The sequence below is a fragment of the Haemophilus sp. 27098_8_127 genome, assembly GCF_041433495.1.
In the GTDB taxonomy this organism is placed as follows: domain Bacteria; phylum Pseudomonadota; class Gammaproteobacteria; order Enterobacterales; family Pasteurellaceae; genus Haemophilus_D.
Genome location: NZ_JAPWBP010000008.1, coordinates 20,929 through 41,025 on the forward strand (window position 1 = coordinate 20,929; position 20,097 = coordinate 41,025).

The following is a 20,097-nucleotide window of genomic DNA, read 5'->3' on the forward strand; positions in this document are numbered from 1 at the left end:
TCCTTTGTTTTAATCTTGGTTTTCTCGGTCATATCTTATTGTTTGCAAATAGCTAAATAGGCGTTCAAATCACTTTCAGCAACTTTCCGACTTCTGCCAAACTTATAAGATTTTAATTTGCCGCTTGCTATCCAACGTTTAATAGTCGGTTCTGAACATAAGCCAGTTTCTGCAATCTCTTTAATTGAAAAGTATCTATCACCGCTTGGCATTCTTGACTGTTCAATAGCTGCACTGATCTTTGTCTCTTGAATTTGTCGTTGAAGCACATCTTGTTCCTTCTGTTTTAACTTTTCTAATTCATCTTTTTTCATGGACTTCATCACTTCATCAAACTCATTCAATAAGGCTGTTTTAATTTGTTGCATTGCGCCATCAATTAATGCTTCTAATTTCGCTCTACTCATTTCTATTCTCCTTTTTGTGATTTTGTTTCTGCATATTTTTCAAGTGTTTGTTCAAGTGGCAACCCGCCATTATGCGAATACACATCGCATAAATTTCTATTAATCCACTTCAAAACTTCCGTGCCCTTTAATTCTTTCATTAAAGCTAAATAGCAAACACTATAAAAAGCCAATGCATCTGTTACATTTTTGTGTTCATCATGCTTAGGAATAAGGAAATGTTCGGCTAAATCATTAATCAATAAAATAGAAGGATTAGCCTTTTTATCTTTTTCAGAATCTCGACAAATTAAGATCCCATCTGTCGTTGTTATTAATTCTCTGCTCATTTTTCACCTCCCATTTTTTGAATTTTTACTGCCCATACGTTAGGGTCATTTTCCATTAAATGGCGCGCTACCCTCTCGGCTTCTTCGTAAAAGAAAAACCTGCTTGAATAGTATTTTTGGTGAAAGTGATCGAATGCTAAGAGAAAGAAAAAATTACGCATAAATTCCCCCTTTCATCGCTAAAGTGCGGTTAAATTTCGGGTTGATTTTTGCAACGGTGGCAAGATAGCGAAAATCAGCATTAAGGCTTAATCTTGCGCTTTCTTCATTGTTGGCGTGAATAGATTGAATGCACAAATTAAAGTGCGGCTTGGTGCGATTAACGCATAGAAATTTATAGATCATTTCTGCGGTGTCCTTTGATAATTTTTGAGAGGTTACCGCAAAACTTTCGACGATTTGGCGGTAACACATAACGGGGTCGAAAACCGCTATCAAAGGAAAACGGCAAAGGGCAAAACCTTTCCCGTTATGCGCTACCATTGAGAATAGACTATCAGAAAATAGGCTATATTGAATAGGTGCGTAAACGCAACGAACAAAAAAAGCGCGAATTGGCGCGCTGTTCGCCTTTGATAATAAAACGGCTTTCGACGACCGTACCCCGCAATTTGCTAAGGTACATTCAATATAGTTTAATCTCGTTTCATCTGTCAATAGTAAAATTGTAAATTTGTTTGTTTTTTCGCACTTTTCTTTGTAGTGCATTGATTTAATTGTATAATTCATATGATTCCTTAGATAATTAATTCCTTTGTTTATCCGATATCTTAGGTTGGCTTAGTGATAGCCCAGTGTTGAAGACTGGGCTTTTTTTTGCACTCAATTCAGCGCAAGGTTTAAAATAACTTGCCTTGCGATTTATCTTGCCCTTTTAGCTGCGCTAATCGTTCTTCATTCGTCATGGGCTTAATGCCCTTTTCCTGTAAGGTTTCTTTTTCGGTTTTCTCCCAGTTGTTCGCTTCAGGACAATCCACATAAACCGCCCTTTTAATGTTGCTAATCTGCCCGACAAAATCGGCGTTTAATTGCCCGCAAAAAGGACAATAAATTGTTAAACCTGCCATTTATTCCCCCATTAAATTAATTTCTGTTACTTGCTCTTGAACTGCGAGAAAACGTTCTACATCTTCTGCTTTGTAACGCGCTAATCGTCCAAATTTAATCGGTTTAGGAAAGTGGCCAGCATTAACCTGATCCCATAACCACGCACGAGATACATCTAACATTTTGCAAATCGTGGCAGTTGAGTAGTAGCGCACTTCAGCGTAGGTGTTTTTTTCCATAGTTGCCCCTGTTTAGTTTTGGAAATTGTCAAATAATGTGTCTTGAAATGTCTTGTTTGTCGGGGCGTATGGTAGGAGGATGAGATTAAGAAAGGTACACAAAACTAAATTTGTTTACACATAAACAAAATGCGTTAGTTTTGTGTATTAAATAAATGATTTGGTTATAACGTCATATTTGAAATAGAGCTTCCATGCGGCTTTCCTATATTTTCTTCTTTTAAATAACGTCTTATTTGTTCGTCTGATAAGTCATCTATATTTAATAAATTCATCACGGCATTTTTTATACTTTCTCTATTAGCTTCTGGATATTTTACGGAAAACTCTTTTGAAGTTTCTATTATTTCTTTGTGACGGTTATCGCGCTTTCTGCCTACTTTACTTTTCTCTATTATTTTTTCTACGTCTTTTTCTTTATTTTCACCATTTAAAAAGGCCTTTAAATCGCTATCTAAAACATAAAGATCATCTAACTTAATAAATATGTTTTCTTTAGTATTTTTGTTTAAATTAGTTAGAATAACAACTCTATAATCATCGCCATAATCGGGTGATACAAGATAGTTAAGGCGAGCTAAATTTATTCCTTTTTCTATCGTGTCTTTTATCGCTTTAGGGCCGTTTCCTATTGCATCTAATAGATTCATAAAGCCATCAATAAAAATCAGATTATCAAGTTCTTTATCGTAGCTTGAAATATTTATTTTTAATAACTTATTTTGATAAGTAGTTTCTATTCCCTTTCGGATTGAAAATAGGTGTTGAATAAAAATATCTTCTTTATATTCGCTTACTAAATGAAAATCCAATATATTTCTAGAAAATGCTTTCTCTTTGTCAATGTTTTCAAAGGTTGAAAATATATGCTTTCCTATTTTTATTGTTTCTTGACTTGTTGCTATATAAACAGATAATTCTAAAAGGCCTATTTGAGAATAATGTAATAGATCATCTATTGTTACAGGTTCGCCAAATTCTCTTGTCAATTTATCCGCTGCCTGTTGCAAGCTATACCATTTTCTAGGGGGTAATGTTGGTTTCTTTGCCATTTCTTGATCCTTAAATAAAAAGTAAAAAGAAAGCCCATCAAGGGGCTTTTTGTATTATTTTAATGCGTTCTATTTCTTGCGTTTTCATAGGCTTGTAAACGATCTCTTTTCCCTACAGATAATACAAAAACCGTTACTTCATTATCATTAACTTCATAAACTAAACGATAGCCTGATGAACGTAACTTAATTTTATAAAGTGCGGTCGAAAATCCACTTAATCTATCCGCTTGAACATGTGGATTCTCCAACCGTTCCATCAATTTCTTTTTTAATTGATTTCTGATTGGCTCACCCAGTTTTTGCCATTCTTTAAGTGCCTTTTCATGAAATTTTAAACTATAGGTCATTAATATTTACCGCAACAAAATCCCCATCCGCTTTACGCTCTTGCGCAATTCTGCCTAATTCAGCATCTTCCGCTAACTCTTGAAAATATGCAAAAAGGGCAGGTGTTACGCAATAAAAAGCCGGTTGATTACGATTTAAAATTGCTACCGCGCCATCTTCACTTGCTTGTGCAATGCCCATCGGATCCCGTTTTAAATCGGTAATGCTTGCAGCTTGCTGCGTCAAAATTTGGTGAATTGCCATATTTTCTCCTCCATATGGTTTATCTTCATTAGATATGATAATAGCACTTTAAAAAGTTTTTAAAAGGTTTTTATATAAAAATAAAGCCCCTTTCGGGGCGATTAATTAAAAGTTAAAGATCTCGCTTTTTTGGTCGCTTTGAGTGCGCTTAAAGCTTTGTTTGAATGTTTGCGCTTCCTTTTCCATTAAATCCGCAAAGGCTAGCATGAGTTCGATTTTATCATTTTCTGAAATATGCCCTTGTTTTATTGCTTCTTCAATACAAAAGATCGTCATCGTTCGGCTTGCCTCTAACATTCTTTCAGCACATTCAAGCAAGGTAAAAGAGCCTTGTTTTATCTCTGTCATAGATTACGCCTCTGTACGAATACCATCTATTAAAACCGCATGTAAATGATTTCCTAGTAGAAAATCAAGGTTTGTAGAAAAATACACTTCAAGCGCATTTTCACGCGGTTTATCTTGAAAGAAAAGACGTGAACTATCCTTTTTAAAATAAATGGCTAGATTAGAAAGTGCGGTCACTAAAATCGCATTTTTCGGGAAATAGCTTACATTGATTGCCTTTAATCCGCCGATAAGCTTTTGAGAAATGATCACGTTGTTTGTTTTGGCGCTTTGCAAGTCAGAATAAGCCACATTAACAAAGTCACCGCCTAGCAAATTATCCCCACAAATAGCGATTAATTCGCCACTATGTCGAAGCTTAACCGGCAATTTATCGAGCGCTTTAGCAATTAATTGATTCATACTGGCGCCTTGTTCTGTTGCAGCATTGATCATCTGCCCTTTTTCTTTAAGTTGAGCTATCCAGCCCTTCGCCACATCTTGTCCTAATGGGTTTTGAATAGGATCGCTATCATCTGCCCAACGTTCCCCATTAAAACCAATCATAATGATATTTTGCATGAATTCGCTGATCATGCTGTCATTAATTGATTTTTCAAAATCTACATCCGAAAACTTATCTAAATCTCGATAAGAGACTTTGGTATCAAAATTGACTTGTCGACAATTAAAATCTACGCCAGCTTGAACATAATTTTTAGGCATTCGAGAAGAATTATCTGTATTGGTTCGACTAACCACCGGTAAGGATAATTCATGCGCCTGATTCAAGGTAAGCGGGGTGAATTTAACGTCAATCATGCGTAAAAATGCATTATTTTGAATTCCCTCATTGAGAATAGCTTCAATCTTGGCAAAATCGTGCATATATTCACTTTCACCAGTTTTGTTACCGCCTAGCTTATTTTTATATTCTGCGAATTTTTGACTTGTAATGCGTTCCATATTTATTCTCCTAGAAATTATTTAATAAACGTTTAAACCCTTTATCTGCTTGAGGTTTAAAGCTATCAACATGTTTTTGAGTTGGGGTTTTAGGTTTCCAATCTTGTTGTAGATTAAGCGTTGGCAATTTAAATTCATCAGGCAATGAATTATCAAAACCAGATAATTTCTTAATGAGCATTTCATTAAACACATCTTTGCCGTCTTTTTCTGTTATTGGATCATATTCAATACCATTCACGATTAAGCTTCTAAACAAGGTAATTTGGTCGATATGTTGCTTAATAAATTCATTTACCAACGCTTCACCATAACTAAAAATTAAATGTTTTCGCGTTGCCAATAACTGCGTTTTAGCTGTAAAAACTTGCTCGGATTTTTGATAGATTTTTTCTTCCAACTCTTCTCCAGTTGCCGTGAAGAAATCAAGACGAGCTTTCAATTCTGCTTTGGCTTTTTGAATTAAAGTATAGTCATCAAGTGCTAACGCATGGCTTTGCTCAAATTTAGCCTTAATTGCTGCAGCTTCTTGTTCATACTCAGATTTAACTGCGGCAATCGTGGCGTTGTTTTTAGCTTGTTGCGTGTGTAAGGCGGCTAATTCACGATCAATCATGATTAGCGTCTCTTTCTGATTATTGAACTGCTCTAAAAGTGCGGTCATTTTTTCTTGAATTTGTGGGGTTTGTAGTTTCATTTTATTTTCCTGCTGTTTTTTGGTTTCGTTGTTCAATGCGCTCTTGCATCCATTTATTTACTTCACTTTCTAGCCATGCTTTCTTATTCCCGCCTAAATCTACGGGCTGTGGAAATTGGTTTAATCGTGTTTTGTCGTAAATAGTAGAACGCGCAAGCCCTGTTAATTCAATTACGGCATCAATCCGTAAAAAACGTTCTTTCGTTTGGGTTTCTTGCATTTTTTCTTACCTATAAAATGTAGTCATTGTGGTGTCCGTGCGGTACGCTGTGGAACGATTTTTATAATAGAAAATATGCGTTTGATATGCATTCGGCGGGGTTTGTGAGGAATAGATTCACATAATTAGGAGAAATACAGTGGCATATTTAACCGGACTTTGTGTAACGCTTTCTAAACTGTCCTATTTTCATTAGTCAAAAATCACTAAAAAGCAGAATTTTTAACGCAAATTTTGCGTTAGTTTGCGTTGATTTGCGTTAATGATTGCGCTTTTAAAATATCAAGAAAAGCCAGTATTAACCAAGGGTGAGAGCTTGCCGAGGCTTGCGTTAAAAATGAGGTATCAAGTAAAAGCGTGAAGGCGTGCGAGGGGAACGATTTTTCATAAGCAAAAACAATCGGAAAAATCAGGGGGAAAATAGGATTTTAGGTATTGTAAGGCTTGCGATTTTGATATAATAAACCCATAGAAAACCAGTAACAGCAAGGCTTCATCAATGATTAAACAGGCTTTAACTTATTTCTTTGCGCTGGGTATAGCTATAAGTTCTGTGAATCCAGCTATTGCAGCACAGAAAAAGAAATCTAATGGCATAATTAAGAAAGCTGTAATTGCTTACATTGCCTATAAAGTCTATGATCACTACAGCGAGAAAAAAGAAGATAAAGCAAAAGGTAAGCCTAAAGAAAAGTACATTGAGCCAGTCTATTATGATGAGTGCGAAGATGAAGACGAATGCGAGGAAGAATAAAGGGCGGTTGCCCGCCCTTGTTGGTTTATCCTGCTTTCATAGCTTCTAGTTTACATTGCTCTACATAATCGCCCCAACATTGCATAATAGTTTGTCTTGATTTCCACTTCTTCGATTTATCGTAAGCTTTTCGGACTTTCCCCCTATTTTCATGAGATAAACATAATTCAATCGCTTCAGATGAAAATCGGTCTAATTCATGTAAATAGGTGCTAGCGATACTGCGCAAACCATGCGCAACCAATAAATCCTTAAATCCCATTCGCTTCAAGGCTACATTTGCAGCCCCGCTATTCATCGGTTTATTGAAAGGTGCAATGCGTGAACAAAACACATATTTACGATTTCCGGTATAACGGCGCATTTGGTCTAACACATTCAAGGCCTGAGAAGAAAGCGGTATACTGTGCGGTCGTTTACCGCCTTTCATTCGTTCAGCTGGAATATGTAGGGCTTTCGCTTCCCAGTCAATATCAGCCCATTCAATACTAACCGCCTCAGAACTACGCAAAATACTTAATAATTGCCATTCAATTAAAAGTGCAGTTGGTTTCTTCAAATCTGTGCCTTGCAATACTCTAAATAAATGTGGCAAGTCTTCTGGTGTAAGTGTCGGGTGATTCTTAGTTTCAATGTAGGTAAATTCATCATGAATTTTCCGAAACGGATTCTTAACAATCAAATCTTCATCCTCTGCCATTCTGAAAATCTGATTAATCGCAATGTTTATTTTGTAAAGTGTATTTGAGTTCTTTAACGGTGCAAGCGCGGGTTCAAAGGTTTTCAAATTTGCTTCATCAATCGGTAAATTCCCAATCTTTGAAAACAAGTGGAGTTCTACACGGCGAAAGGACTCATTAATTGTCTGAGCTTTGAATTTACCTTGTTTTAAGCGTTTATCACGCCATTTCTCGGCCATTTCTGAAAAAGTGAGTTTCTTTTCCTCTACTGGGTTTTGTAATGTTTTCCGATAAGCAAGCGGATCAATATTTCTATAAATAAGCCCTTTGTATTCTTTCACCATTTCACGGGCAAAAGTTAAAGAAAGTGTAGGATATTCTCCTAAGCTCATTTTCTTATATTTCCCAGTAAAAGAATAAACAAAGTAAAAGGTTTTCGTTTTATTTGGTTTTACCCTAATCATTAAGCCGGATTCTTTGCCATCGTGCTTTGTGTATTCTTTCGCTTTGGATTTTAGGGACTGTAAAAAAGTGTCTGTGAATGGTTTATTTAATTTCATGATAAAAAGCCTTTGTTTGATTAAAACTTAGCCGTTTTAACTCCCTCGAAAAACGCCCAAAAAGTGAGGGAGTAAATTAGGGAGTTAAAAACGGAAACAAAGACAAACATAGACCAACGAAAGAAACAGATTAGAGATAACTAAATCATTGTTTTTACGTTGTTTTTTGACAAGAAAGACATTATTTGACAAGGTTCATGGCGGTGAGAGGGGGATTCGAACCCCCGATGCACTTTCGCACATACACGCTTTCCAGGCGTGCTCCTTCAACCACTCGGACATCTCACCGTTTTGAAGTGCGTGAAATATAAAGATTTATCCAAGATTAGTCAAGTTTTTTGAGCTAGAACATAAAAAATCCTTTTCCTTTTAGCTAAAATATAAACTTATCTCTTTTCCATCGTCGTATTTTTATGCAAATCAAATCACTCTTTTCTAAAAATGTGTTTTTGGCCGTAAAACCATTTAGCGCATTGAAAGAATCTTTCCGTGAAGGTTACGGAAAACAAAAATTGATTAAAGATATTATCGCGGGCCTCACCGTGGGAGTTATTGCGATTCCCCTCTCCATGGCCTTGGCAATCGCCAGCGGTGTTCCGCCACAACACGGTCTTTATACCGCTATCGTAGCAGGGATCGTAATTGCGTTAACCGGTGGATCACGTTTTAATATTTCCGGACCAACCGCCGCATTTGTCGTGATTTTATATCCCGTTACCCAACAATTTGGACTCAGCGGATTACTCATGGCAACGCTACTTTCGGGAATTATTTTAGTCATCATGGCGTTGTCTCGATTGGGACGACTCATTGAGTACATTCCTCTCCCCGTTACACTTGGCTTTACCTGCGGAATTGGGATCACCATCGGCACCTTGCAAATCAAAGATTTCTTAGGTTTAGACATTGCTCAGATGCCACCTCACTATATTGAAAAAGTGCAAGCTATTTTGACCGCACTTCCAACGATTAACTGGGCTGATACCGCTGTTGGTGTGGTCACCTTGTTTGTACTCACCCAATGGCATAAGCTTCGTTTACCCGTGCCAGGTCATTTACCTGCGGTCATTATTGGGACACTCATGGCATTAGTCTTAGGACAATTTGGTTTCTCGGTTGAAACTATTGGTACGGCATTCCAATATACCTTATCTGATGGTACAACAGGACATGGTATCCCTAGTGTCTTGCCTGAATTTGCCTTACCTTGGAATATTCCTAACGCACAAGGTGAAGTCATCAATTGGAATTTTGATCGCATACAAGATATCTTACCAGCCGCCTTTTCAATGGCGGTATTAGGCGCGATTGAGTCGCTACTTTGTGCGGTTATTTTAGATAACATGACGGATACCAAACATCATTCCAATAATGAATTACTCGCCCAAGGTTTAGGTAATATTATTTCACCATTCTTAGGCGGCATTACGGCAACCGCGGCAATTGCACGTTCCGCAGCCAATGTAAAATCTGGAGCGGTATCACCAATAGCCAGTGTAATTCATGCACTCTTAGTTTTATTCTCGTTATTATTCTTTGCGAATGCCCTGTCTTATTTACCACTCTCTTCTATGGCTGCATTGCTATTAATGGTAGCTTGGCATATGGCGAATGTACCTGAAATCATTCGTTTGGCGCGTCGCTCCACAAAAAACGAAATTGCTGTGTTGTTCACTTGCTTAATTCTCACTGTGTTATTTGATATGGTAATCGCCATCTCTGTCGGCGTATTATTAGCGAGCCTCTTATTTATCCGTACCATTGCAGAAATGACAAAAACGATTGAACAACCCGTTCCAGAAGATCTAAATGATGTGTTAGCTTATCGTATAAGTGGTCCATTATTCTTTGCTGCGGCAGATAAACTCTTTGCGGATTTGCACGATAAAACTGTACATACCGATCACGAGATAAAACATATCGTATTACAATGCGATGCCGTGACTGTTCTGGATACTGGGGGCATTCATGCACTCACCCACTTTGTACAACATATGTTGCCACATCAACAGATCTACTTATGCAATATGCAATTCCAACCACTCAGAATGTTAGTAAAATCTAACTCTGTGCCTGAATTGCAAAAAATTAACTATGGTACAGATTTACAAGATGTGTTTAATAAAATTCGTGAGTTTGAACAAGCAAATCCATAAAACACTAAAAAGCGTGCTAAAATAGGCACGCTTTTTTATCAATAAAAATAAAGGAATTCAGAATGCGTCCAAATAATCGTGAAAATCATCAGCCTCGTCCAATTAAAATCACCCGTAATTACACGAAACATGCTGAAGGCTCAGTATTAGTGGAATTTGGTGATACTAAAGTTTTATGTACGGCAAGTGTTGATGAAAGCGTACCGCGTTTCTTAAAAGGACAAAATCAAGGTTGGGTGACAGCAGAATATGGCATGTTGCCACGCTCTACACACAGCCGTATGCAACGTGAGGCCGCAAAAGGCAAACAAGGTGGACGCACCATGGAAATTCAACGTTTAATTGCACGTTCATTACGTGCCATGGTTGACTTAGAGGCTCTTGGCGAACGTTCTATTACCTTAGACTGCGACGTGATTCAAGCGGATGGCGGTACAAGAACAGCTTCTATCACTGGTGCAGCAGTGGCTTTATGTGATGCTATCAACGGTTTAATCGCTAACGGCACATTAAAAACCAATCCAATCAAAGGTCTCGTTGCTGCAATTTCAGTTGGAATTGTTGAGGGTGAGGCTGTATGTGATTTGGAATATGTAGAAGACTCAGCCGCTGAAACAGATATGAACGTTGTAATGATGGAAGATGGTCGCATGATCGAAGTGCAAGGTACTGCAGAAGGTGAACCATTCAGCCACGAAGAATTACTCACCTTATTAGGCTTAGCAAAACAAGGCTGCGAACAAATCTTCGCTGCACAACGTGAAGCATTAGGTTTATAGGAACAAAAAATGGAAAGCTACAAAATCGAATTTATTAAATTCGCGTTGAGTCGCCAAGTGCTCAAATTTGGTGAATTTACCCTAAAATCAGGTCGAAAAAGTCCTTATTTTTTCAATGCTGGATTGTTTAGTACTGGCGCAGATCTTGCTCGCTTAGGTGAATACTACGCGAAAGCAATTCAATCAAGTGCGGTCGATTTTGATGTCATTTTTGGACCTGCCTATAAAGGCATTCCGATTGCGACGAGCGTTTCCATTGCACTATTCAATCAATTTAACCGTGATACACCTGTTTGCTTTAATCGCAAAGAAGCCAAAGATCACGGTGAAGGCGGTAATTTGATCGGTAGCCCATTAACAGGCAATGTGTTGTTAGTCGATGATGTCATTACAGCTGGCACAGCCATTCGTGAATCCATGGCACTTCTTGAAGCCAATCACGCGAAATTAGTCGCTGTCTTTATTGCATTAAATCGTCAGGAAAAAGGCAAAGGGGAACTTTCTGCCATCCAAGAAGTGGAACGCGACTATCAATGCCAAGTGCTTTCCATTATTGATTTGGATGATTTAATGCAATTCATTGAAAAAGAACCCGATTATCAGCAATATTTACCTGCGATGCGGGCTTATCGTGAAAGTTATGGTGTGTAATTTATTACTTGAAAAATAAGAATAAAGCCATATTAATGTAAGGGCAGACATTAGCGTCTGCCCATTATTGTCAAAAGACCTTTTGACCGCACTTTAGGGGAAAAGAATGTATTTTTTTGGAAAGATTATCGGCGTTTTTCTCGGTTTTAAATGGGGGGGCTTTTTCGGCGCTATCGCTGGACTTATTTTAGGCTCCATCGCAGATAAAAAACTCTATGAGCTTGGTTCGGTTAACTCTAGCTTTTTTAAGAAAAAAACGACCCGACAAGCACTCTTTATGCAAACTACTTTTGCGGTACTTGGGCATTTAAGTAAATCCAAAGGTCGTGTGACGGAAGAAGATATTCAACTGGCGAATCAGTTGATGAACCAGATGCAATTAGATGAGAGCCATCGCAAACTCGCTCAAGAGGCCTTTCGTCGCGGTAAAGAAGCCGATTTCCCTTTACGCCAGGTGATTCGTGAATTCCGCATTGGATGTGGACAACGTGCTGACTTACTGAGAATGTTCTTACACGTGCAAGTGCAGGCTGCCTTTGCTGATTCTCAATTACATGAGTCAGAAAAAGAAGTGCTTTATGTGGTAGCCGAAGAACTTGGTCTTTCCCGTATGCAGTTTGAGCAAATGCTGGCAATGGAAATTGCGGCTCGCCAATTTACCCAAGGTGGATTCTATCGCCAATACCAACAAGGCGGTTATCAACAGCAAGGTGGTTACCAATACCAACAACAGGGCGGATACCAACAATCTTCAGGCCCAACATTAAGTGATGCTTATAAAGTATTGGGCGTGAGTGAAAGTGATGATCGCAATGCCGTAAAACGTGCATATCGTCGTTTAATGAATGAACATCACCCGGATAAATTAGTTGCGAAAGGCTTACCGCCAGAAATGATGGAGATGGCTAAAGAAAAAGCGCAACAAATCCAGGCCGCTTACGATTTAATTTGTAAAGTGAAAGGCTGGAAATAGTGCGTGTTATCCTCGCCCCTATGCAAGGGGTGCTTGATCCTTTCGTTCGCCAACTTCTAACTGAAGTGAATGAATACGATCTCTGCATCACCGAATTTGTCCGCGTGGTGGATCAACTCTTACCCGAAAAAGTCTTTTATCGTCTTTGCCCTGAACTCAAAAACCAGGGCTTTACCCCTTCTAAAACACCTGTTCGTGTCCAACTTTTAGGTCAACATCCGAACTGTCTTGCTGAAAATGCTAATCACGCCATTGAGCTTGGATCACATGGTATTGATTTAAATTGTGGCTGCCCATCCAAAACCGTTAATGGGAGCAACGGAGGAGCAGCACTTCTCAAACAACCTGAATTAATTTATCAAGCGACTCTAGCCTTACGAAAAACCGTACCTAGTCATTTACCTGTCAGTGTGAAAGTAAGATTAGGTTGGGATTGTACTTCACAAGCGTTTGAAATTGCTGATGCCGTACAACAAGGTGGCGCCACTGAAATCACTATTCACGGTCGAACTAAAGCCGATGGCTATCGTGCCGATCGCATCAATTGGGAAAAAATCGGTGAAGTGAGATCTCGCTTGACGATCCCTGTGATTGCTAATGGTGAAATTTGGCGCTGGGAAGATGGTCAAGCATGTTTGAAAGCGACCGGCTGCGAAGATCTAATGGTCGGGCGTGGTGCATTAAATATCCCAAACTTAAGCCTTGTACTCAAACAAAATTGCGAAAAAATGCCTTGGGTGGATATTCAAAAAATCTTGCAAAAATATGCGGAAATGGAAAATTTCCATGATTCTGGTTTTTATCATGTTGCCCGAATCAAACAATGGCTACGCTATCTCAATAAAGAATATCCTGAAGCAGATATCGTTTTTGAGCGAATTAAAACCAGCAAAACAGCAGAAGAGCTGAGAGAACGACTCTGTCAGAGCTAAAAAAGTGCGATCAAAATAGACGGCTTTTTTAGCATTATCCCCACTCGTACGATGAGTGCTTACAGTCAAACAAAACTTGACCAAAATCAAAAAGCTATCATGCAGAATCAGTAGAATCGATGAGGCATATACCACAAAAAAGGAGAGGTGCCTTATGAAGACTCGTCTATTGCTTTCAAGCTTACTTATCGCATTAAGTGCAACATCATTTGCCCAAACGCATAAAGCGCATTGGTCTTATAATGGAAAAGAAAGCCCTGAACATTGGGGTGATTTGCTCACCGAATATCAAACCTGTAAGCTAGGGAAGGTTCAGTCGCCTGTTAATCTCGAAGCTGATAACAGCATGAAAGTGGCAAATAAACCACTTAAGATGAATTATTTCCCTGCAGCTTATCAAGTAGAAAACAATGGACATACTGTGCAAGTCAGTGTTACACAAGAAAATGCACCATTTATTACGCTCAACAATAAACCATTTTATTTAAAACAATTTCACTTTCACACACCAAGTGAACATACCTTTAAACGTCAACATTATCCTTTAGAAATTCATTTTGTCCATCAAAGTGAAGATAAAGCATTAGCGGTTGTTGCCGTAATGGTCAATGAAGGTGAAGCTAATCCAGCATTAGCGCCAGTCGTTGAGAAAAAACTTACCGTTGGACAAAAAGAAAAATTGACTCAACAGATTGATATTAAAGCGCTAATGCCAAAAGAGATGGCACGCTTCCGCTTAAATGGATCTCTCACTACTCCACCTTGTAGTGAAAACGTGGCTTGGACCATTTTTAAATCACCAATTCAAGCAAGCAAGGCACAAATTGCTGCGATAGAAGAAATGGAAGGGAAAAACAACCGCCCAACGCAACCATTAAATCAGCGTGATGTGGAAGTTGAACAATAAATAAAAAATGCGTGGATAGTTTCCACGCATTTTTTATTCAGATTAGAAAGATTAAAGGTGAATGTTGCCATCATAGATATGAGTCGCATCGCCAGTCATATAAAGCGGTGAGCCTACGCCTTCCCATTCAATAAGCAAGCTACCACCAGGTAGATCAACTTGCACTTTGTTATCCAGTAAACCTTGCATCATCCCAACAGCTGCCGCTGCGCACGCCCCACTGCCACAAGCTTGCGTTTCACCAGCACCACGCTCATATACACGCAACTTAATGTGGTTACGATTGACGACTTCCATAAATCCAGCGTTTACCCTTTCAGGAAAACGTTCGTGGCTTTCTAAGAGTGGACCTAACTCTGCTACATTGGCCGTTTCAATATTATCCACTTGAACAACGCAATGTGGATTGCCCATTGATACTGCACCACAAAGCACCGTTTGAACATCGGTACGTAAAATATAGTTTTTTTCAAATTTGTTGGCTGTAAAAGGAATTTTATTCGGTTCCCAAATTGGTTCACCCATATTGACGCGAATTTGCCCATCTTCTTTTACCGTTAAAACCATTTTTCCTTTTTGTGTGCTTACTGCAATATCCTTTTTATTGGTCAGCCCTTTTAAAGTCACAAAACGCGCAAAACATCTTGCCCCGTTTCCACATTGCGATACTTCACTGCCATCTGCATTAAATATACGGTAATGGAAATCTAAATCTGGATCATAAGGAGGCTCAACAATTAAAAGCTGATCAAAACCAATGCCACGATGACGATCGGCTAAGCGTTTAATGGTTTCAGGGGTAAAATAGGCATTTTGTGTCACAGCATCAACAACGACAAAGTCATTGCCAAGGCCATGCATTTTGGAAAACTGCATGTTTCCTTCCTTGATTTGAAAATTTTTTGGCATTATAGAGAGCAATAAGCCGAATGGCAAATAGCCAGAATAGACAAAGTGCGGTCAAAAAACACTTTATTTTCTCTCCGCACTTTCATCATTACATCCAAGCGTTATTACGAATGATCCCTACTGCAATCCCTTCAATTTCAAAATGAGGTTGTTCTTCAAGATTCACCACTATCGGCTGAAACTCTTCATTTTCTGCATGCAGATAAATAACTGAACCTTTACGTTCTAGGCGTTTTACTGTTACTTCATCTTCAATTCTTGCGACAACAATCTGCCCATTTCGCACATCTTTTGTGCTATGCACGGCAAGAAGATCGCCATCTAAAATGCCGATATCTTTCATGGATTGACCATATACTTTTAATAAGAAATCAGCTTGTGGCTTAAACATATTGGCATCAACACGATAAGTACCTTCAATATGTTGCTCCGCTAAAATCGGTTCCCCTGCGGCCACGCGACCAATGAGTGGTAAGCCCTCTTCTTCCTCATCATTTGCACTGTCATCAATAATGCGAATACCGCGAGAAGCTCCAGCAACAATTTCAATTGCACCTTTGCGGGCAAGTGCTTTTAAGTGTTCTTCTGCCGCATTAGGGGATTTAAAACCTAATTCGCGAGAAATTTCTGCACGAGTAGGCGGCATACCCGTGGTTTCTAAATGGCGTTTTAAGAGTTCCAGCACTTCTTGTTGTCTGGCAGTTAATGGTCTCATATACACTCCTGTTACTTTATACAGAATAACTGTTAGTATATACAGAAAGATGGCAATTGCAACAACTATTTTCTAGTCATAAAAGTGCGGTCAATTTTTTTCATATTTTGCGTGTTCATCATAAATCTCAAATGTAAATTTTTAGAATTTGACTGGTCGAATGTGTTAAAATGCCAGACAATACCTAGAAATGTCTAACAAAAAGAGAATATTAATTATGTCTGGCATCGTAAGTACTTATCGTAAATTATTAGAATTACCGCTTTCGGTTCTAGTAAAAAATAATCCTATTCCCGCTCAACCCATCGAAGAGCTTCAACTCAATATCAATCAACCCATTCTTTACGTTTTACCTTATACCTCTCAAACTGACTTCGTGATTTTCCGTCGTAACTGTTTGAGCGTCGGTTTACCTGATCCAGCTGAAAAGAATGTGATTGATGGCGTAGCATTACCACGTTATGTCTATTTAGACGAAGGTCGCCGCTTTTTTAAATCAAAAGGCGCAAAAGATGAAACTGTCAAAGTCTTCAATAAATATTTAGAGTTGCACCGTGATGTTGCTGATTTAGATGTACAACTGATCCCTGTTTCTGTGCTTTGGGGGCGTTCACCAGGTAAAGAAGATAAAGCAAGCTTACCTAATCTTCGCTTATTAAATGGTCTTCAAAAAACCTTTGCGGCCATTTGGTTTGGACGTGATACTTTTGTGCGTTTTTCTCAAGCACTTTCTTTGCGTTACATGGTAAATGAGCACGGTTCAGATGAAAAAATTGCACAAAAACTGGCTCGCGTGGCTAAAATGCACTTTGCGAAACAACGCATTTCCGCGACTGGACCTCGTTTGCCAAACCGCGAAGCGATGTTTAATAAGCTCTTAAATTCTCAAGCAATTCAAAATGCGATTGAAGATGAGGCAAAATCAAAAAATATCAGCCGTGAGAAAGCCTATGCTGAAGCCGAAAAAATTCTTCATGAAATAGCGGCTAATGTAAGCCATTCAAGCCTTCGTGCGGCGGATCGTTTCTTACGTTGGTTATGGAACAAACTGTATTCTGGTATTGATGTACAAAATGCCGACCGAGTACGTAAATTAGCATTAGAAGGACATGAGATTGTTTATGTGCCTTGTCACCGTAGTCACATTGACTATTTATTGCTTTCTTATGTGCTCTATCACCAAGGTCTTGTACCGCCACACATTGCAGCAGGGATTAACTTAAACTTCTGGCCAGCAGGTCCTTTATTCCGTAGCTGGGGGGCATTCTTTATTCGCCGTACGTTTAAAGGTAACCGCCTTTACTCTGCAATCTTCCGTGAGTATTTAGGGGAATTATTCCACCGAGGTTATTCCGTCGAATACTTCATTGAAGGTGGTCGTTCTCGTACAGGTCGCTTGCTTGCACCGAAAACCGGTATGATGTCGATGACACTACAAGCGCTTCAACATAACCAAACTCGTCCAATTTCTGTGGTGCCTGTGTATATCGGTTATGAGCACGTATTAGAAGTAGATACTTACGCGAAAGAATTACGTGGCGCAGCGAAAGAAAAAGAAAATGCTGGCTTAGTTTTACGTGTGATTAAAAAATTACGTAATTTAGGTCAAGGCTTTGTGAATTTCGGTGAGCCAATCACACTTTCCAATTACCTCAATCACCATTATCCAGAATGGAAAGAGCAACATCATGAAGATAAACCACACTGGTTTAACCATGCAGTTGGATCGGTTTCTAATCAAGTGATGGTGAATATTAATAAAGCTGCTGCAGTCAATGCGATGAATTTAGTAGGGACCGCTCTGCTCTCTTCTCGTCAACGTGCACTTTCTCATGAGCAACTATTAGAACAACTATCTAGTTATCAAGAAATGTTAAAAAATGTACCGTATTCTACAGATGTGGTACTGCCAACTGATACACCAAAAGCGATGCTTGACCACGTATTAAGCTTAGATCGTGTGGGTGTGTTAGTTGAAAAAGATAACTTTGGAGAAATTATTCGCTTAGAACGTAATTCTGCTGTTCTTATGACGTATTACCGCAATAATATTCAACACTTATTTGTGTTACCTTCACTTGTTGCGAGTATCGTTTTACATTATGAAGCAATCCAAAAAGATTTATTATTGGATGCAGTACGTAAAATTTATCCATTCTTAAAAGGCGAACTCTTCCTTCATTTCAATGAAGAAGAATTAAATACACAAATTAAAGCCATTATTGATGAATTTGCGCGTCAGGATGTTATCCAAGCCAATGATAATTTATTATCTATCCACCGCGCTAAAGTTCGTATTTTACAACTTTGGTCTGCCGGTATGCGTGAAATCTTACAACGTTACTACATCACTGTGAGTATTTTACGTAGAGATCCTGGAATTGCTCGTGGCTTATTAGAAAAAGAAAGCCAATTAGTGGCACAGCGTCTTTCTGTATTACACGGTATTAACGCACCAGAGTTCTTTGATAAAGCGGTATTCTCAGCCTTCATTGCTAACTTAAAAGAAGAAGGTTATTTCGATGATGACAAAGAAAAATTACACGAACTAGCAACAATCTTAGAGCATTTAATTTCTAGCGAGATTTGCTTAACAATCAACGGCGCAGCAGATAAAGCAGATGAAGTTGAGATTGAAGTAGAAGAAGAGGATAAATCAAATAAAGATGAATAATCTTTACTGAAATAATAAAAGGGCGTGTTGAATATCCAACACGCCCTTTTCTTTATATGATTAATTCAACCAGAAATAATATCCTATTGTCGCGATAACGAGTATACACACAATATTTAAGATAAATCCAGCTTTAACCATATCGCTTTGGCGAACCTCACCTGTACCAAATACGATTGCATTTGGCGGTGTCGCCACTGGTAACATGAAGGCACAAGATGCACCTAAACCGATAATTAACGCAAGACCAATTTCCGGCATACCGAGAGATTGTGCGATAGAAATAAAGATTGGTACTAATAACGCCGCACTTGCCGTATTGGAAGTAAATTCAGTTAAGAAAATAATGAAGGTTGCGACCAATAAACCGATGAGGTAGTAATGTTGTCCTTGAACTAAGAATACAATACCGTCAGCTAACACTTTACTTGCGCCCGAATCTTTTAACACCGCACTCAAGGTTAAACCGCCCCCGAAAAGCATCAATACGCCCCAGTCAGTGCTTTCTTGGATTTGTTTCCAATTTGCTACACCGGTTGAACAAATAATGACAGCCGCAAGTAATGCGACGACGCTATCAAAACTACCGATATTTTTAGCAAGACCAAATACACCTGAAATGATTGGATTGATATAGCTACTGAATACCCAGCAGAGTGCAATCAAAGCAAAAATCACAAGCGTTAAAACGCGTTGGCCATTCATTTCAATACGTTCAAAGTTTTGTTCAAAATGTAAATTAAGTTTTGGTTTAAAGACAATGAAAAGTGTACCAATCATCAACGGCATCAAAATGAGCATAATTGGTAAGCCATACCATAACCAATCAGAGAAGGTTAAATGTAAGTTACTTGCAACGATAGCATTTGGTGGGCTACCCACTAATGTACCCATACCACCAATACTCGCACTATATGCAATCCCTAATAATACGAAGACATAAGTATTATGTTCTTTTTCTTTATCAAGTTTGCTTAAGATCCCCATCGCTAGAGGCAACATCATGGCTGCTGTTGCTGTATTACTCATCCACATAGAAAGGAAAGCGGTAATGGAGAAAAGATACATAATAGCTACAAATAAATTACCACGGGCCATCGCCATGATTTTATTAGCAATCATTTTATCAAGCTTTTGCATATGCAATGCTGTCGCTAAAGCAAAGCCACCAAAGAATAAGAAAATGGTAGGATCGGCAAACGCGACTAAAGCTTGCTTAGTTGTCACCAAATCAAGTGCAATCGCAAGTAATGGCACCAACAGAGCGGTTACTGTGACATGCAATGCCTCAGTTAACCAAAGAATCGCCACAAAGGCTAATAATGCTAAACCAGCATTTTCCTTAGGTGCGAAAGGTAAAGATTTTAATAAGATAAAAAAACAGGCTATCGCCAGCAGAAAGATAATCCCACTTTTATAATTTTTAGTTGTGTTTGTTTCGTTCATGAGTCCCTCCAAACTGATTACAAATGAACTATTTTCGATGTTAAATGAATGTTACAAACTTTCAACTAACAAATGTCTAAAAT

General features: G+C 38.6%; 24 protein-coding genes and 1 tRNA gene. 8 read left to right on the forward strand and 17 right to left on the reverse strand.

The window, feature by feature from the left end:
- Window positions 1–35 precede the first annotated feature (35 nt).
- The 12 genes from O3746_RS08745 to O3746_RS08800 form a co-directional block, all read right to left on the reverse strand.
- Window positions 36–407, reverse strand: coding sequence for a helix-turn-helix domain-containing protein (locus O3746_RS08745; protein WP_371448679.1), 372 nt, complete (start codon window positions 405–407; stop codon window positions 36–38).
- A gap of 2 nt (window positions 408–409) precedes the next feature.
- Window positions 410–736 carry a hypothetical protein gene (locus tag O3746_RS08750; protein ID WP_371448680.1) on the reverse strand — a complete coding sequence of 109 codons (327 nt, stop codon included), beginning with the start codon at window positions 734–736 and terminating at the stop codon, window positions 410–412.
- Window positions 737–889: 153 nt separating this feature from the next.
- Window positions 890–1,465: a host cell division inhibitor Icd-like protein gene (locus O3746_RS08755; protein ID WP_371448682.1), complete on the reverse strand. Its 576-nt coding sequence runs from the start codon at window positions 1,463–1,465 to the stop codon at window positions 890–892.
- Between the two features lie 110 nt (window positions 1,466–1,575).
- Complete coding sequence (locus tag O3746_RS08760) at window positions 1,576–1,803, reverse strand: hypothetical protein (protein WP_371448684.1); 228 nt, start codon at window positions 1,801–1,803, stop codon at window positions 1,576–1,578.
- A complete protein-coding gene (locus O3746_RS08765) occupies window positions 1,804–2,022 on the reverse strand; it encodes a helix-turn-helix transcriptional regulator (RefSeq protein WP_371448686.1) in 219 nt (72 codons plus the stop codon). It lies immediately after the preceding gene.
- Between the two features lie 164 nt (window positions 2,023–2,186).
- Entirely contained in the window at window positions 2,187–3,074 is an 888-nt protein-coding gene (locus tag O3746_RS08770) for a hypothetical protein (RefSeq protein ID WP_371448688.1), read from the reverse strand.
- A gap of 59 nt (window positions 3,075–3,133) precedes the next feature.
- The gene (locus O3746_RS08775) at window positions 3,134–3,424 is read right to left on the reverse strand and encodes a type II toxin-antitoxin system RelE/ParE family toxin (protein ID WP_371448690.1); all 291 of its coding nucleotides are present in this window, start codon (window positions 3,422–3,424) and stop codon (window positions 3,134–3,136) included.
- Entirely contained in the window at window positions 3,414–3,668 is a 255-nt protein-coding gene (locus tag O3746_RS08780) for a type II toxin-antitoxin system Phd/YefM family antitoxin (RefSeq protein ID WP_005699837.1), read from the reverse strand. Before O3746_RS08780 ends, O3746_RS08775 begins: the two co-directional genes overlap by 11 nt.
- Window positions 3,669–3,773: 105 nt before the next feature.
- Window positions 3,774–4,016 (reverse strand): hypothetical protein, encoded by a 243-nt coding sequence (locus O3746_RS08785; protein WP_005699777.1) that lies wholly within the window; start codon window positions 4,014–4,016, stop codon window positions 3,774–3,776.
- 3 nt (window positions 4,017–4,019) lie between these two features.
- The gene (locus tag O3746_RS08790) at window positions 4,020–4,961 is read right to left on the reverse strand and encodes a P2 family phage major capsid protein (protein WP_371448693.1); all 942 of its coding nucleotides are present in this window, start codon (window positions 4,959–4,961) and stop codon (window positions 4,020–4,022) included.
- 10 nt (window positions 4,962–4,971) lie between these two features.
- The gene (locus O3746_RS08795; RefSeq protein ID WP_005699803.1) at window positions 4,972–5,658 is read right to left on the reverse strand and encodes a hypothetical protein; all 687 of its coding nucleotides are present in this window, start codon (window positions 5,656–5,658) and stop codon (window positions 4,972–4,974) included.
- 1 nt (window position 5,659) lies between these two features.
- Window positions 5,660–5,878 carry an AlpA family transcriptional regulator gene (locus O3746_RS08800; protein ID WP_005699827.1) on the reverse strand — a complete coding sequence of 73 codons (219 nt, stop codon included), beginning with the start codon at window positions 5,876–5,878 and terminating at the stop codon, window positions 5,660–5,662.
- Between the two features lie 499 nt (window positions 5,879–6,377).
- Here O3746_RS08800 and O3746_RS08805 point away from each other — a divergent pair, with 499 nt between their 5' ends.
- Window positions 6,378–6,632 (forward strand): hypothetical protein, encoded by a 255-nt coding sequence (locus O3746_RS08805; protein ID WP_005699784.1) that lies wholly within the window; start codon window positions 6,378–6,380, stop codon window positions 6,630–6,632.
- A 25-nt stretch (window positions 6,633–6,657) separates the two neighbouring features.
- Here O3746_RS08805 and O3746_RS08810 read toward each other — a convergent pair whose 3' ends face one another.
- Entirely contained in the window at window positions 6,658–7,872 is a 1,215-nt protein-coding gene (locus O3746_RS08810) for a tyrosine-type recombinase/integrase (protein WP_371448696.1), read from the reverse strand.
- Window positions 7,873–8,070: 198 nt separating this feature from the next.
- A tRNA-Ser gene (locus tag O3746_RS08815) sits at window positions 8,071–8,160 on the reverse strand.
- Window positions 8,161–8,285: 125 nt separating this feature from the next.
- Between O3746_RS08815 and dauA the strand changes: the two genes are divergently transcribed.
- From dauA to O3746_RS08845, 6 genes are all read left to right on the forward strand, one after another.
- On the forward strand, window positions 8,286–10,028 hold the full coding sequence (gene dauA / locus O3746_RS08820) for a C4-dicarboxylic acid transporter DauA (RefSeq protein ID WP_371448698.1): 1,743 nt from the start codon (window positions 8,286–8,288) through the stop codon (window positions 10,026–10,028).
- A 62-nt stretch (window positions 10,029–10,090) separates the two neighbouring features.
- Window positions 10,091–10,807, forward strand: a complete 717-nt coding sequence (rph, locus tag O3746_RS08825) for a ribonuclease PH (protein WP_005696880.1) — start codon at window positions 10,091–10,093, stop codon at window positions 10,805–10,807.
- Window positions 10,808–10,816: 9 nt separating this feature from the next.
- Complete coding sequence (gene pyrE / locus O3746_RS08830) at window positions 10,817–11,458, forward strand: orotate phosphoribosyltransferase (protein ID WP_197560953.1); 642 nt, start codon at window positions 10,817–10,819, stop codon at window positions 11,456–11,458.
- A gap of 106 nt (window positions 11,459–11,564) precedes the next feature.
- Window positions 11,565–12,431 carry a co-chaperone DjlA gene (gene djlA / locus O3746_RS08835; RefSeq protein ID WP_005698193.1) on the forward strand — a complete coding sequence of 289 codons (867 nt, stop codon included), beginning with the start codon at window positions 11,565–11,567 and terminating at the stop codon, window positions 12,429–12,431.
- Entirely contained in the window at window positions 12,431–13,363 is a 933-nt protein-coding gene (gene dusC / locus O3746_RS08840; RefSeq protein WP_290993227.1) for a tRNA dihydrouridine(16) synthase DusC, read from the forward strand. Before djlA ends, dusC begins: the two co-directional genes overlap by 1 nt.
- A gap of 154 nt (window positions 13,364–13,517) precedes the next feature.
- The gene (locus O3746_RS08845) at window positions 13,518–14,270 is read left to right on the forward strand and encodes a carbonic anhydrase (RefSeq protein ID WP_290959121.1); all 753 of its coding nucleotides are present in this window, start codon (window positions 13,518–13,520) and stop codon (window positions 14,268–14,270) included.
- Between the two features lie 51 nt (window positions 14,271–14,321).
- On the opposite strand, the gene dapF is transcribed toward O3746_RS08845, so the two are convergent.
- On the reverse strand, window positions 14,322–15,146 hold the full coding sequence (dapF, locus tag O3746_RS08850) for a diaminopimelate epimerase (RefSeq protein ID WP_290959124.1): 825 nt from the start codon (window positions 15,144–15,146) through the stop codon (window positions 14,322–14,324).
- Between the two features lie 121 nt (window positions 15,147–15,267).
- The gene (gene lexA / locus O3746_RS08855; RefSeq protein ID WP_005698192.1) at window positions 15,268–15,894 is read right to left on the reverse strand and encodes a transcriptional repressor LexA; all 627 of its coding nucleotides are present in this window, start codon (window positions 15,892–15,894) and stop codon (window positions 15,268–15,270) included.
- 217 nt (window positions 15,895–16,111) lie between these two features.
- Here lexA and plsB point away from each other — a divergent pair, with 217 nt between their 5' ends.
- Window positions 16,112–18,568, forward strand: a complete 2,457-nt coding sequence (gene plsB / locus O3746_RS08860) for a glycerol-3-phosphate 1-O-acyltransferase PlsB (RefSeq protein ID WP_197560951.1) — start codon at window positions 16,112–16,114, stop codon at window positions 18,566–18,568.
- Between the two features lie 60 nt (window positions 18,569–18,628).
- On the opposite strand, the gene O3746_RS08865 is transcribed toward plsB, so the two are convergent.
- A complete protein-coding gene (locus tag O3746_RS08865) occupies window positions 18,629–20,014 on the reverse strand; it encodes a DASS family sodium-coupled anion symporter (protein ID WP_049368651.1) in 1,386 nt (461 codons plus the stop codon).
- Between the last annotated feature and the right edge of the window lie 83 nt (window positions 20,015–20,097).

Coding starts and splice junctions, on each gene's coding strand:
- dapF (WP_290959124.1), bottom strand. CDS start 15,146: ATGCAGTTTTCCAAAATGCATGGCCTTGGCAATGACTTTGTCGTTGTT.
- O3746_RS08775 (WP_371448690.1), bottom strand. CDS start 3,424: ATGACCTATAGTTTAAAATTTCATGAAAAGGCACTTAAAGAATGGCAA.
- djlA (WP_005698193.1), top strand. CDS start 11,565: ATGTATTTTTTTGGAAAGATTATCGGCGTTTTTCTCGGTTTTAAATGG.
- lexA (WP_005698192.1), bottom strand. CDS start 15,894: ATGAGACCATTAACTGCCAGACAACAAGAAGTGCTGGAACTCTTAAAA.
- dauA (WP_371448698.1), top strand. CDS start 8,286: ATGCAAATCAAATCACTCTTTTCTAAAAATGTGTTTTTGGCCGTAAAA.
- O3746_RS08800 (WP_005699827.1), bottom strand. CDS start 5,878: ATGCAAGAAACCCAAACGAAAGAACGTTTTTTACGGATTGATGCCGTA.
- O3746_RS08765 (WP_371448686.1), bottom strand. CDS start 2,022: ATGGAAAAAAACACCTACGCTGAAGTGCGCTACTACTCAACTGCCACG.
- O3746_RS08845 (WP_290959121.1), top strand. CDS start 13,518: ATGAAGACTCGTCTATTGCTTTCAAGCTTACTTATCGCATTAAGTGCA.
- O3746_RS08750 (WP_371448680.1), bottom strand. CDS start 736: ATGAGCAGAGAATTAATAACAACGACAGATGGGATCTTAATTTGTCGA.
- pyrE (WP_197560953.1), top strand. CDS start 10,817: ATGGAAAGCTACAAAATCGAATTTATTAAATTCGCGTTGAGTCGCCAA.
- O3746_RS08785 (WP_005699777.1), bottom strand. CDS start 4,016: ATGACAGAGATAAAACAAGGCTCTTTTACCTTGCTTGAATGTGCTGAA.
- O3746_RS08795 (WP_005699803.1), bottom strand. CDS start 5,658: ATGAAACTACAAACCCCACAAATTCAAGAAAAAATGACCGCACTTTTA.
- O3746_RS08805 (WP_005699784.1), top strand. CDS start 6,378: ATGATTAAACAGGCTTTAACTTATTTCTTTGCGCTGGGTATAGCTATA.
- rph (WP_005696880.1), top strand. CDS start 10,091: ATGCGTCCAAATAATCGTGAAAATCATCAGCCTCGTCCAATTAAAATC.
- O3746_RS08810 (WP_371448696.1), bottom strand. CDS start 7,872: ATGAAATTAAATAAACCATTCACAGACACTTTTTTACAGTCCCTAAAA.
- O3746_RS08780 (WP_005699837.1), bottom strand. CDS start 3,668: ATGGCAATTCACCAAATTTTGACGCAGCAAGCTGCAAGCATTACCGAT.
- plsB (WP_197560951.1), top strand. CDS start 16,112: ATGTCTGGCATCGTAAGTACTTATCGTAAATTATTAGAATTACCGCTT.
- O3746_RS08755 (WP_371448682.1), bottom strand. CDS start 1,465: ATGAATTATACAATTAAATCAATGCACTACAAAGAAAAGTGCGAAAAA.
- O3746_RS08790 (WP_371448693.1), bottom strand. CDS start 4,961: ATGGAACGCATTACAAGTCAAAAATTCGCAGAATATAAAAATAAGCTA.
- O3746_RS08760 (WP_371448684.1), bottom strand. CDS start 1,803: ATGGCAGGTTTAACAATTTATTGTCCTTTTTGCGGGCAATTAAACGCC.
- O3746_RS08770 (WP_371448688.1), bottom strand. CDS start 3,074: ATGGCAAAGAAACCAACATTACCCCCTAGAAAATGGTATAGCTTGCAA.
- O3746_RS08865 (WP_049368651.1), bottom strand. CDS start 20,014: ATGAACGAAACAAACACAACTAAAAATTATAAAAGTGGGATTATCTTT.
- O3746_RS08745 (WP_371448679.1), bottom strand. CDS start 407: ATGAGTAGAGCGAAATTAGAAGCATTAATTGATGGCGCAATGCAACAA.